We start from the raw sequence: 14,653 nt of genomic DNA on the forward strand, positions 1-14,653 counted from the left end.
AAATGTTCTGATTTCAAGAGGGGGAAAATGGGAAATCGTATGGGAAAAGGTAAAACTGGAAGGCGTGTGACGGCACTGTTGCTTTCCGCCGCATTGTTTTTAAGCAGCATATCAGTTTCGGATTTACATCCGGCATTTGCAGCAGCCGGGCAGGATATATCATGGACACGGGAAGCTCTGGATGCCGCAGCGGCCAAAGGCTATATCCCGACCGGACTGGCTTATAGGACCAGTACATCCGCGATAAAGCCGGAGTTTGGCTTCATGGGGGAGAAACAATATCTTCACGGTTCGGGAAAGTATTCAGAATTTGCCAACCGGTATATTTACTGCATTAATCTCCATAAAGATAACGGCGGTAAATTGCTTTATGATTCACAGGCATTCCACTCAGGCACTTATAATATTGATAAACTTCCGGCCGGAATTATAAAAGGCGCTTCCAATGAGCAAAGAAAATTTAATTTCCTTATGATTGTCTATGCAGCCTCCTATCAGGCAAAACAGGAAGTTAAAACACTGGAACCGCCCAACGCTAATGTTGGAGTGGATATATTGACGGTCTGCAGCCCCATCATCCAGAATGCCGCGGACAACGCCGTATTTACCGGTGACTGGACGGCTGATTTTGCCTGGTTTAAAAATGCGATCTATCCGTTGACTCTGGCATCGGTAGGCCCGGTCAATACGATGGGGGATGCGGCCACGTACCGCCGCCTGACTTCAGCGGATATTCCCCAATGGACACGGGAAAAGGGGTGCGTCAACCGGGCTCAGGCGATATTCTGTTACATCTGGACGGCAGCAAAGCTTTCCAGTCATGTTGAACTGAACAATGGAAAAGACACATGGAAGTTTAAGGCTGTACTGGAGGAGGACGGGCTCTACCACGTGCGTATTCCCTTTGACGGCGAAAATCAGTATATTACGGAGTATTTGCGTGTCATCCGGGCCGAATGCTATGGGGACTGGAATAAGCAGGAGGATGCCGCCTGCCTGCATTTTATTTCCCCGACAGGACAGACGCCGTCCGAGGGCAGCATTGCAAGGCTGACGTATGCCGACAGTGATGGGATGATTGCCAGAAATCTTTCAGATGCAAAGCTGTACGAATTTAAATTTTATACCACGGGGAAATGGGAAACGGGTTTTAACAACGTCCAAAGCTATTTTTCCGCCATTATGGATCAGGAACTTGAAATTTACCTTGTAACAGGGGATGCTTCCGGCAGTTCTGCCGACATTGAGGTAAAACGGTATGAGCACGAAGAGTCCTGGAATGCCGATTATAATGTCAGACTGATCAAGTATGATTCAGAAACCGGAAAACCGCTGGAGGGAGCCCGCTTCGATATTTTAGAGGCTTTCGATGATTCGCAGCTTGACCAAACTGCATTAGATATGCAGGACGGCGCCGGGGCCGACGTATCTGCCGGTTCATTAAACTCCACGTTCTGGGGAGATGATTCTATTGAGGCGAATTACAGCGGGGACACAGGACTCCTTGAGACGGATGCCCTGCTTTATAACTGGGCGAATGAAGGCCAAAGCCAGTTTGAGCGGTGGGACGATCCGACGGAAGATCCCTGTATTGATGATTCTGACGTCACAGATTCCACAGGGAGACTGACTTATCAGGACGGAACCGGAACTTCGACCGGTGAAGCGGCCCATTCAGATGTCCGAAATTACATTTATCATAAGGGATATTGCGACGGTCATCCTGCTCCGGTGATTCAGTATGAAGAACCGCAGGATGAGGGGAATAATGAAGCCGAAGGCGACGGCGGTGAGGACACGGAGGCCTACAACCAGCAGCTTCACGATGAAGCCTGGGCAGCCTGGTACGCAGAGGTGGAAACTTGTACGGAGCTGACGGCGGAAGGCGGCTTCTTTCATGCGATTGAGCCGGAAATTGCCAGGGAGGCTATGGAGGCGGATCGGGACCGGTTCTATGAGGATTTTATATCACTGACCTATGATTACTCCGCCCGGGAACTGGAATCCCGGAAGGGGTATATCCTCCACGGCCTGCATGAGGATGACGTGGAAATCGAGTGGCGGACCGTAACTTCCAGCCAGTACAAGGACTTTGTGAAAAACGGCATATCCCATTTAGAAGAAACAGGAGACGTTGATAGCGGTATCCGGCCTTCTGAAACGCCGCCGGAAGCAGAATTAATTACGGTGCAGGGGGATGATGGATTTCCTGAGGCAGAGAAAGAGGAGGCAGGGAAGCGGTTAGAGGATGGGATGAAATTCCTGTTTATTGATGAGGAGAGTGGATACACTTCTGCATTATTTTCCGAAGTAAAGGAGAAAGTATATTCCAAAGGCAGCCCATCAGATGCCGATATGGCAGCGCCGGAACAAACAGCCAGCCCCTCGGAAGCAGCTACCCTGCAGGAGGCAGCCAGCCCCTCGGAAGCAGCTACCCTGCAGGAGGCAGCCAGCCCCTTGGAGGCGGGCAGCCCGCAGGAAGCAGCCAGCCCCTCGGAAGCAGCCACTCCGTCGGAGGCGCTCCGAAAAGGAATCACATTAACTGGATTTATGGCAGGACAGATTATAAACCGCAATGCCGGAATCGGAGCGTATGCGCTTTGGGCAGACAGGGGAAACAGCATAAGAAATTCCATATCCTTTGAGGGATCACAGGCAGGGACGGTGGAACAGGGGGAAAGTGACACGGTTGACTGGACGTTTATTCTCTATGACCATCGGACTGAGGGAGAAGTTCATATCGGCAAGCAGGATCTGGATTTAAATAAAGGAAAAAACGATGCCTATGACAGCTACGGTGACACCCAGGGCGACAGTACGCTGGAGGGAGCTGTATACGGTCTGTTTGCCGCTGTGGATATCGAGCATCCCGACGGAAAAACTGGTGTTGTATTTAAGAGGGATGAACTGGTGGCCGTGGCTTCTACGGATAAGAACGGAGAAGCCTCATTTCCTGCCATCACCGAGGCTCCGGGAACCCGTTTTAATTTTAATACCGGTGCGGTTGAGAAGCCGGAGGCCGCCGGTCCGGAGAATCTTTATACCAGCCGGACAAAGGCGGACGCGATCCGGGCTAATGAACGGTTTGAGGGACACAGTGGGAACGGGCACAGCCTGACGCTGCAAGAAAGTACAGACGGAGACGGCACAGGATACCGGAAATTGACTTCCAATCAGGGCGTCGATGGGACCGGGGACGGTGAGGCAGGCTACCGGATCCAGAATAATGAGGAAAATAATGGAAATTGCTGGATTGGCCGTCCGCTGCTCATCAGCCGGGAGGGAGGCAGTTATTATATTATGGAGCTGGCGCGTTCCGAGGGATACGAACTGTCACGCTATGGTGCAGACGCAGACGTAACCAACCGGGAAGCGGATGCAGCCGGAAATTCGCCATCTGCGGAGGGAACGGTCCATGTGTCTGAGCTGGAGATGAACCGGAAGGGCGGTTATAACCAGTTTTCGGCGTTCAGTAAGGATGCGGCAAACGGATATGACATAGCAGTAACCGGCCTCAGGAACGGCGCAAAATTCTATACGGTCAAAACAGAGATCGTGGTAAATCCCAATGGAACTCATACGGAGCTGGTGCCGGTCAGAGAACCGGTTTACGGGACCCCGGGAAACCAGGTCATTATTGACGGAAAGGCCGTTGAGGCATCAGTTGGAGATATCGTTGCACTCCCGAATGGAGGCAGCGCGGCGGTCAAACGGATTTCAGATGCCCCCCGGCTTCTGACCGGGATTCGTCCGGGCAATGCTTTTCAGGTAGAACCGCCTGAGATTATCGGGGAAGAGAAAACAGCAGTGGAAGCCGAGTTTATACAGAAGGTGAATGAGGGACTTAAAAAGGCCGGATATAAAATACCGGAAGAAGGTTCCCCATGGATTAAGGCAGCATTGAACGGGAGCTCAGAAAAGAGCTGGTGTGAGGCGGTGAATGACTGCCTGAAGCGTTACCGGGTATTCAATGCATTCCTGCTGGAAGACGTGGTGGAGGAAAACGGGGAGTTTTATGGGATCCTGCGTTATACCTATCTTCAGGCCGGGAGAGCCCTGCCGGCGCTTTATGACGAGACAGGAAAGAGCGTTTGGATTAGGAAAAAGATGCTCTATCAAACAGACGGAAAACAGGTAGACGGATATCTGTACTTCAATTATCCTTCGGGCAGTTACGACATCACCGAAAAGAACGAGGCCGGTTTTGTGACGGCGGCAACAATAAGGCAGCAGTCACCGGAAAAAAGCACTGCGGTCTGGGGAGAGGATCTTGCTGATATTAAACTTAAGGATGACCTGGGAAAACAGTACTGGGTCTATGCAGAAGATGAGCAGGCATATGACAATAGAGGAAATCTGGTCTATAACACCCGATATGAAAGTGAGGAGGCAGCCCCCGGATACGAAGAAAAGGTAACCGAAACTTTGCTGGCCGGGAACTATGATGAAGATACGACGCTCTATACCATCCATGTGGCACCGGAGCTGATACCGGCTGATGGCAGACTGGATTTCAGGATCCGGTATGATGAAGAATTTGTGGACGGCGGCAACACCTCCTACCCGGACTATGTTCAGAGGAATGCGATTGTGTCTGCATTCCCAGTTAAAACACTTCATGACACGTATATTGAAAATGTCCTGCTGACCTACCCGGGACAGACGAGGATTTATCAGGATGCCGGGACAAGGAAACGCCCGATTCCGGTATTTGAGCGGATTATCCGCCAGAAAGTAAGGATTGTGAAAGATATAGGAACGGCACAGGATGGAACGTATGCCCATAACACCAATGCCGGAACCGGCCATCAGGATAGTTTTACAGCCGGTCCGGGAGGGATGGAGGCGAACGCGGACAAACTTCCCAACTTTCGTTTCAAGATATATCTGAAGTCGAACCTGGAGCGGCTGTACCGGAACGGGGGAGGCGAAGTAAGCTGGATGGACCGGAACGGAAATGAGGTCAATGTTGAAGCTTACAAAGCCTCTTATCCTGAGACGGAGCCATTTGGCAGTGTCCAGAAGCTGTATACCAGAGTGCCTCACAAGACGGGTTCCCTTACCACAGGTTCTATCAGCAACAATACATGGGAGGAGGCGGTAACGGTTAACAGGACTCTCTATCCTTTTGATGATGAGGGAAGAATAGGAGAAAACCAGAATACGGGTTATACCCGTCTGCTGGAAACGGTGACAAGGACAATGGAGGACGGGGCCGGTAAGACGAGACAGGTGGAAGGGTATAACTATGACAAGTTCTTTGAAGCCATCCGGACGGCTAATCATGATAAATGGGACAGAAACGAAGATGACAGCACGTCGTTTAAACCGCCAGCCTTCATCCGCGGACTTATATTTGGGACAAACGGAGGGGAGAAAGAATATCCGGTTTTCCGCAACAACAGTGCGACAGAGAATCAGGCCAACACATCAAAAGAGGCCGGCGAAAATGCAAAACGTTCTGATTCCGTGCGCCAGTTTGCGATCAACTGGTATCTGGATGAGGAAGTGAAGAAGCTGACGGAAGATATCGGACAGGGAGAAACACAGGCGTCCGGCGGGGGTGAATCCTATCAGGATGAGGTTTATGACCGGGCATTGTATGCGGCTATTCTAAAGGCGGAGAACTATTTAAGCCCGTTTTTCGCCTATGATCTGGATGAAATATATGCAGTTGCCTGGGACAGTGAGGCCGACGGAGGAAGCGACGGGGACAGGACTACATTATCAGCGGATACACTTTACGAAACGGCCGGATATTATTACGGCGTATCAAAATACCTGCCGTACGGAACCTATGTCACAGTGGAACAACAGCCCTTCAGCGCAGAGCTGGGGGACTTTTATAACAAACATTATAAAACGGATCAACCAAAAGAAATCATCCTGCCAGCTCTTTATGAGGAGGGAAAAATTGAAGGGGCGGCGGAGGCCTATCACAGGGATTATCAATTCAGCAGTGAGGATACTCCCGAAGAATTGCAGAAAAAATATTATATCCGTGTCAATGAAGAGTGGAAAGAAAACCATACGGACGACTTAAGAAACTACGTAATCCGGGCTCATAATAATGACGGTGACTTTGAAATCTATAAATACGGACTGGCCGCCGGCAGACTGACTGGCCGGATTACCTATCCGGGTGGAAGTTTTGACTATCAGGGTTTTTCGGTTAATCAGGAAGAATTTAATCCTTACAAAGATGTATACAAAACAGAAAATACGGCTAGTGTTTACCGGAGCAACGAAAAGGTGGGAACGTATTACCGCTATGCCTCCGTTTCAGAACGGGCCGGGACCGCCGACAATGTGCTGTATCAAAGCGGAGCAGCAGCCGATGACAACAACCTGTCCGGATTCTATTTTAAGGATGGCGTAAAAACAATCACGGGAGCCTTAACAGGATATGATGGAATATATTATGCCGCCCTTGTGCCGTGGACAGTGACGGAGCCGGCGGATGCCGTGACAGATAAAACAGATGATTTTACCGGATATGCGGATGGAAAGTACAGAAATACGTTCTATGCTTCGAAACTTCGTATTGAAAAGCTGGATTCGGAGTCAGGTGAAACGATTCTGCACGACGGTGCCTTATTCTCAATTTACAGTGCGGAACGCGAGGATGGAGAACACAGCAGCGGCCGGGTGAAATTTTATGAAACAGATACTGTCATCACCGGAAGCCGGGAATTTCTGGCGGCGATGGGAGCAGACAGAATCACACCGATTGCCAGGCCGTCCCTTCCGTGGCAGGTGCCCTATAACGGAAAATATTATGGAACTGTGCCGGCCGGAACGCCGATCTGCCGGGAGAGCGAACAGATCATAATGGCCGATCAGACAGGAGAAAAAACGGGACAGTTCCGGGCATTTACGACCACAAAGGATCGGGGGACGGAAAACGGCAGCCAGAACGTGGGATATTTAGAGACTCCGGAGCCTTTGGGAGCCGGCTGTTACGTCCTGTGTGAAATAAAGGCGCCCGCCGGTTATGTCAGAAGCAGACCGGTAGCGGTCGAACTTTATTCAAATGAGATTGCTTATTATCTGAATGGCTCTGGTGATAACCGGGTAGTGGCGGCGGTTTACGAGGAAAATGTCACAAGAACACAGGACAACGGTGAGGAGAACACAAACCCGGACAGCACGAAGCCAAACGGAAACAAGGCCCGGGACAAAGGGGACAAAGGCGCCACGGCAAGGATTTACCTGAACAATACGCCCATCCGCCTGGAAGTGGCAAAGATAAAACCGGATGAAGATATGGTGTCATATGAACTGAAAGGCCGCCTGGAGGGCAGCATTACAGAACTGAAAGGACGTTATGGCTTAGAAAATGTGGAACTGGCCTGCAACGCATCGGGAAAGTATCTGAGTTATGGGTGGAAAAAGGGATTTTTAGATTCCCTGAAGAAAAAGCAGGAGGCGGGCGAGAGTATAGAAATCCTGTATGAAGATGGAGTTTTCACCGGCAATGCAAGGCTCTTCAAAGTTCCGGAAACGGCCGATGATGTGAACCGGTATCTGCCCGGCGCTGTGATGACCATGTATAATGCGGTTGAAGTGAAACGGAACGGGGATAGGGAGGACTACCGGTTTGACGGTGTGAATGTAGAACGGGATCGTTATGGTAATGTAAGTAATATCTATGTTCAGAAAGGATTTGCCGGAACAGGGCTCAGATTTGTCCTGGATAAGACAAAGGCAGACAGCGACGGCCTTAATGATTACGGGAACTACACCTGTGATGATCAGGAAAATGACAGGGGAGCGGGGACATGGACATATAAGACCGTAGAACGGGAGGATACCGACATCCTGTTTTATGACCTTGGAGGTCTTGATGTGCTCCGGAAAGAAAATGGTGTTCTGTATGGTTTTGATAAAGAAGGGAGGAAGATACGGGCCAAAAACAACAGTTCGCTTTTTGCACTGAAAAACGGGACGCCGTTTCTGGAAATCATTTGTCCGGACTATGAGGCACTGCGGTATAACGCAAAAGACCGGGTGTTTGACAGGGTACCGGAAGGAACGGTGCTGTACCATTTAGATGCGGAGAGGAACCGGGACAGCCAGGTTGAACCCTACACCGGAATGGCTTATGTGGTGGAGGGGAAGACCGGGAAAATCCTGGTCTGGCCGGTAAAGATTTCAAAGGATCAGTATGGCAATGTGACGGCAAGAGAGAAGATTACCACCGGCCGCATTGCCACGATGGAAGCGGATACGGAGCGGGAGTGGACTGTCGGAACGCTGAAAGAGGGAAGGTTTAAAAAGACCGTAAATCCCATTCTGAATGAGCACGGACAGCCGGTTTATTACCGGAGAACGGATGAGACATATCAAAAAGGCAGTCCTGTTTATGACAGGGACGGCGATTATATCCGGTATCGGTATGACGATAAACTGAAACAATTTAATGACAATGCATGGAGGATTAACAGAATCCCCGATCTGACGGATATCGGCTCCGATCCGGAAGAACCGGCAGACGACCGTCCTCTTTATCACCGCCAGGGAGAAAGCTGTATCATTGAAAACACATGGACGACCGGTGAGGCAGCTCCAAACGATCCATTTCAAAGCGGGATGACAGAGGGCCAGGTGGATGTGCTTAAGAGAGTTCCGGCCGGCCTGTATATCATGGAGGAATTATCGGCGCCGGAAGGATATGTAAAATCGATGCCGGTTGGTGTGACGGTGGAGGACAAAACAGAAATTCAGACAGCCGTGATAACAGACCGGCCGATCGGCGGATACCTGGAAAAGGCGGATGCTCCGGCGGACTTCCGTGTAAAGGTCCGGGATTGCGATAAGGCGCTTGATGAAGCTGAGATGCGGACGGAAGGAAAGGCATCTTATTCCTATGGAAGCGTAAAAGGAGCCAGGCTGGCTCTCTTCAGGGCGAAACGGGTCGCCACAAGCGATTTGGACAAGCATCCTTCCGGTTACTATCTGGAAAAGACGGAAGAAACACCGGCCAGGTGGACAAAGCTTGATGAAAATAACCGGAAAAAAACATTTGTGGCCGAGTGGGGTTCCGGTGATTCTCCGGAATATCTGGAAGCAATCCCAAAAGGGTTTTACATCCTCGAGGAAATAAGCGCTCCCGCCGGTTTCATCCGTTCATCTATGGAACTGGAAATAAAAGAAACGGAGGGGCTGCAGTATTTCCTGCTTCCAAATGATCATACCAAGGCAGAAATATATAAATATGCGGAACTAGATGGAATTAAACATCCTGTTACAAACGATAATCCCGCCGAATTTGCCCTGTATGACCACAATGGGGAGTTGTTCGATCGGTGGACGACGGATGACTGTGCTGAATATACAGCTTCTGTTGATACATCAAAATATAAAAATACAGGCCTTTTAAATGCGCTGCGTCTCCGGCTAGGCATAACCCAGGCCGCCGGGATAAGCGGCTTTACTTACAATTACCAGAGGCTCTTTAAAGAATACGGGACCGCATTTGATGAGCTGTCCTGGGAGGTGGAGCGCACTGCTGTGAGGGATTCTGCATCAGACCGGATATTCAGGACGTCGACCGGTTTTAAGATTGTTGTGGGGCAGGATTCAATTACATTTCAGGAAGGTATGGGCCGTGACGAGAGGGAGTGTTTTGTAAAGGGGTACCGAAAGAATGAGAATGCCCTTACCGTAAGCTGGCTGACCCGGAGAACGGCACGCAGGCTGACATCGGAAAACACAGATAAAAACGAGTCCGTGCGTCAGATGTGGGAGACAGATACGGGGAGCCAAATCCTGATTTGTTCTGAAAAAAACCTGACTTCGGAGGGGAAATGGGACTACCTTTTCGATTACAAGTTCAATTATAAAAAAATCAGGCCAGCTCAATACCCCAGCGCAGTAAGCTATGACACTCTGCAGGGTAACCACAGAATGGATTATATTCCGCAGGGACAGTACAGACTGTCAGAGCTGAAGGCACCGGAAGGATTCGCCGGAGTTTCCGAGCGGATTATCACTATAGAGGAAACTACCGATATACAGCTGTACTCCGTGGAAAACAAACCACGCTGCCTATACATTGAGAAACTTTCGGAAGATGGGAAGGGGCTGCCCGGAGCTGAACTGGCATTATATTGTCCGGATGACCGGGGAAACTTTTCACAGGCTCCGGAGTATCTTCAGGACACCTGGATATCAGGGAAAGAGGGATATTATACGGAGGAGGATTATCACGAGGGAAAAATACCGGATGGTTTTAAGGCCGGAGATATGAAGCCGCACCGGATTGAATTTCTGGCGGCAGGAACCTATTATCTGGCGGAAATCAAGGCTCCGGAAGGGTTTGAGATGATGGAGCCGCAAAAGGTGGAAATTCCCGGCGATGTGCAGGACGGCAGTCCTCTCCGCGTCACGGCCGTGAACCGGATAAAAAAAGGAACGCTTCTCATTGAAAAGGCAGATGCAAAAGACAATGATAAAAAACTTCCAGGGGCAAAGTTTGAGGTGAACAATAAGAGCACAGGCGAGAGATACTTCCTCGTCACGGATGAAAATGGCCGCGCTGTGCTTTCAGGTCTGGTAACAGGTTTCCTTCGGGAAGGAAAATGGATTCCGTATGAATTCGCCGTGAGAGAACTGGCGCCTCCCGAACTGTATGCCCTGACGATGGAAACGAAAACATTCAGCTTTGCGGATTTGGAAAACAGCAAAATCCTTACTTATAAGTGTGAATTCAAAAACGAACCTACCGACATTGTGATTTCGAAAACAGATTTTGAATCGAATGAATTTGTAAAGGGAGCCAGACTTGCTATCTATCGGGCGGTGGAAGAAGAGGGAACGTTTGTGCCGTCGGGAGAACCTCTTGAGGAGTGGGTTTCAGAGGGAAGGAAACATCGTGTTACAGGAAAATTGTCGGCCGGAGGGATTTATTTCCTCACAGAGCTTGAAGCGCCCGACGGATATCTAAGGTCATCTCCCATTCTGTTTGTCCTTTCCGATGACGGCAGGAAGATAAGCAGCATCTGCGATCAGGAACGAATTGTTGATTTTAAGACATCGGAACTGTTTAGTGACGCGGTGGAATCGGTCTCGGTTCAGGGAAGACGGCCGGTGGGTACGGAACGATGGCTGACCCATCTTGATACGGGAAAAATATACGTTATTCCATCCTATCAGACCGCGCCTCTGAGCGGAGCGGACGGACTGTTAAACGGCGAGCTGTATGAGGAAAAAGAAATAGTCCGATACACGGACGGGAACAGCCGGATCACGGGACGCCAGATTTTCCGCATGAATCTGAATACTGAAGGAGAATATCAGCCGAAACTCAGGACCGCCGAAAAGACATTTTTGAAACTGGAGACGGAGAGCAGCGGGCTGATTGAAGAATGGGAGGTGGAAAACAGAGAGGGAAGCGGATACCGGCATGTGATTCAAAATCCCGTATATGAAGAAAAGAACGTGATAGAGGTAGCGGGAGAAAATGGAAAGAACGGTTCATCCGTTCAGCCTGACAGCGTTATAAGATATAGCCTAACCTGTAAAAATACTCAGAAAACAGAAAAGGATATGGAAGTTTCCGTCCTTCTGGATCCGCAGCTCGAATACATGCCGGCCAATTCAGACCAAAGGTGGAACAGAGAAAAGAACGGAAAACTTACAATGACTTTCGGAAATATGGCTCCCGGGGAAGAAAAAAGTGTTCTTCTGACTGCGGCGGTGAAATCAGACGCCGAAACGGCAATTTCCTGCAAGGCGGAAATAGGCGGTGTTTTATGCCTGTGGAAAAATCCGGTTGCAAAAGAGGGCAGTCTGGCGATCGTGAACCGGCTGACAGGAACAGCGTCAGACCAGACGGAGAGGAAAAAATATACATATACCGTCGAACTGTATGATGGAAACGGGCAGGTTTTAACTGGCAGTTTCAGTTATGCCGGTGATGATGAAGGAAGAGTAAAAAGCGGTGGTCAAGTTGAATTGAACAGGAATGAAAGTATTGTAATCACGGGTCTTCCCTGGGGAACAATATACAAAGTTCTGCCTTCGGAAAGAGAGGAAAACGGTTCACCCGGCAAAACATTCGGCACGGAGGGAACCATTGGACGGGATGCTAAGAGCGCAATTTTTGTCTACAGGGAGAATGACGTCTCCGTACGTGAAATATTTAAACGGGGTGACATCTGTCATCTAATGGAAACCACGGTTTATTCCGATGGAAACCGTCTTGTGACAGGAAAAATTTCGTTTACGTTTGATGAGTCAGCTGCCGTGGGCGGTCTGGACATGAAGGATCAACCGGTCCGGGTGCTGATTTCAAAAACGGATTTAACGGGAGGGACAGAACTTTTAGGAGCGGAATTCTGTCTGCGGGACGAAGGCGGAACCATTTTAGACAAATGGATATCCGACGGCAAACCTCATGAGACGGATGCTCCGCTGAGACCGGGAGAAAAATATTGTCTTTCGGAAGTAAAACCGCCTGACGGTTATGCGGCGGCGGAAGATATCTGCTTCACGGTTCCGGAAGACGGAGCGGAGACGACGGTCATAGTAAGTGACAGGCCAACGAGAATTCTGATTTCCAAGATCAGTGCGGAGGCAGAAATGAATCAGCCGGAAATAAATCTGGCTGGAGCCGAGCTGGAAATGATAGACAGTGAAGGAAACAGGGTTGAAAAATGGATTACAGACGGTACTGCCCATATTCTGGAGGGAAAGCTCATAGCTGGAAAAACCTATACTTTGAGGGAACTTTCTGCTCCACCCGGATACCGTATTGCGGAACCTGTCAGTTTTACTGTGTCGGAGGATGGCAGCGCCGACATCGTAATCATGGAGGATGAACCAACCAGACTCATGGTAGAGAAAATCGGCTGCGAAGCAGACGGAAAAACGGAAACGGGCAGACTTGCCGGGGCCCTGATTCGGATCGAGGATAAGAATGGACGGGAAGTATACCGCTTCCTGACCAGGGAAGATGCCGCCCATGAAATCACCGGGATATTAAAGAGCGGGGAGACTTACACGGCTATTGAGGAGGAACCGCCCTACGGATATGAGTATGCGGAACCCGTGACTTTTACAGTTCAGGATAAGGATGAAGTGGTATGGATAAAGCTCATTGACCGAAAGAAAGCCGAACCGCCCCATGATAAAGAGAATGGGAAAACTTTTCCGGAGACAGTGGTCCGTAAGTACGACGGCATTACTTTAAAAGGATTGGCCGGCGCGGTGTTTGCCGTTTACCGCAATGACGGAAGTTTTCTGTTTTCTGTGTGTACGGGGGAAGATGGCAGGGCTGAAATTAAGATAGATGAACCGGGAACGTACACGCTGGTGGAGACAAAAGCGCCTTCGGGATACAGTCCATCGGAGGAGGAATATTCGTTTACGGTGACGGGACATGAAAAGGGCAGGAAAGAACTGCCAGTCGCGAATTATCCGGTAACGGAAACAGCCGGTGTTATTACGGTACATTATGACAGGAATCTTAAAGGAGACGGAAACATTTTCCTTAAGAAAAAACGGCTCTTTCCGCTGCCGATAGCCGGAGACGGCCCAGGAGGAGCGGGTGATTTGATATTAGGGATTATTCTTTTCGGGTCAGTAATAATATTGTGGATGCGGAGAAGAAAAAAGAACAGACCATACTGAAAGAACAGGAGGGCAGACAGTATGAAAGAGGTCATTGGAAAAAAGATTGTATTTGCAACAGCGGCCGGTCTGTTTGTTATGGCGGGGAGTATCCCCGCCATGGCGGCAGAGATTAAAAAAGTGAAGATAAAACTGGTGGCGGAGACCTTTGATGAGGCAGGAAAACCGGAGGTGGATTTTTTGACAGACAGCGATGAGTATGAAATCGTTGGCTTTGAAGAGAGGCAGGATCATGTCTACGAAGTGGAACTGGCGGCAGAGGACGGCAAAGGCTTTGGAAGGATGGAGCAGAAAGATATCAGACTTACGGGAATTAAAGCCTCTTGCAGCAGGGCCGTCAGGAAAGGCGGAAAAGAGGCGCTGGAACTGACGATTAAGGCAGAGGGGCTCGACGATGTCATCGGTGAGATCGGCGGAGCCGGTTTCAGGAATGGATCGGCTGTATGGAAAAAGGCGGATAATGCCTGCGCTTACGCAGTAATGCTTTTCAGAAATTCAAAGCGGGTGGGGTATACCCACAGAACGCAGGGAAACAGTTATAATTTTTCACCGCTCATGAGAGAAAAAGGCATTTATCACTATAAGGTTTATCCCCTCTCTGTTAATGATAAGAAGGGAATTCCGGTTGAATCGGAGTGGTATTCGGTAGATGAGAGCGAGGCTGAAAAATACCGGAAGGAGTATGAGGAGGTGAAAATAAAATTTCCCGGCTGGGAGCAGGATGAAACCGGCTGGCGTTACTGGCAGAAGGACGGAATTTTTCCGCAGGAGAGCTGGCTTTTTCTGGATGAAGAATGGTATTATTTTGATTCCTGCGGGTATATGGTTACAGACCGTTTGATACCGCGTAACGGCAGGGAATATTACCTGGGTGAAGACGGAACGGCACGGTAAAGCCGGTCGGGCCTGTAATGCCTGAATAATTATGGCCGGCAACAGCTCCATGCGATTTTGTGCAGACAGTAATAAGAGAGGGTAATAAGTGCAATTATTAAAATTATATAAATAAAATAAAAAA

General features: G+C 49.5%; 2 protein-coding genes. Both read left to right on the forward strand.

The genetic code is table 11. From position 1 onward, the window contains the following. The first annotated feature begins 27 nt into the window (after positions 1-27). The gene (locus tag EJL91_RS19280) at positions 28-13,635 is read left to right on the forward strand and encodes an MSCRAMM family protein (protein WP_243125480.1); all 13,608 of its coding nucleotides are present in this window, start codon (positions 28-30) and stop codon (positions 13,633-13,635) included. Positions 13,636-13,656: 21 nt separating this feature from the next. Next, a complete protein-coding gene (locus EJL91_RS19285; RefSeq protein WP_125143580.1) occupies positions 13,657-14,529 on the forward strand; it encodes a hypothetical protein in 873 nt (290 codons plus the stop codon). The last annotated feature ends 124 nt before the right edge of the window (positions 14,530-14,653 follow it).

Origin of the sequence: Clostridium transplantifaecale, from assembly GCF_900626075.1 — a bacterium.
Lineage (GTDB): Bacteria > Bacillota > Clostridia > Lachnospirales > Lachnospiraceae > Otoolea > Otoolea transplantifaecalis.

Coding starts and splice junctions, on each gene's coding strand:
- EJL91_RS19285 (WP_125143580.1), top strand. CDS start 13,657: ATGAAAGAGGTCATTGGAAAAAAGATTGTATTTGCAACAGCGGCCGGT.
- EJL91_RS19280 (WP_243125480.1), top strand. CDS start 28: ATGGGAAATCGTATGGGAAAAGGTAAAACTGGAAGGCGTGTGACGGCA.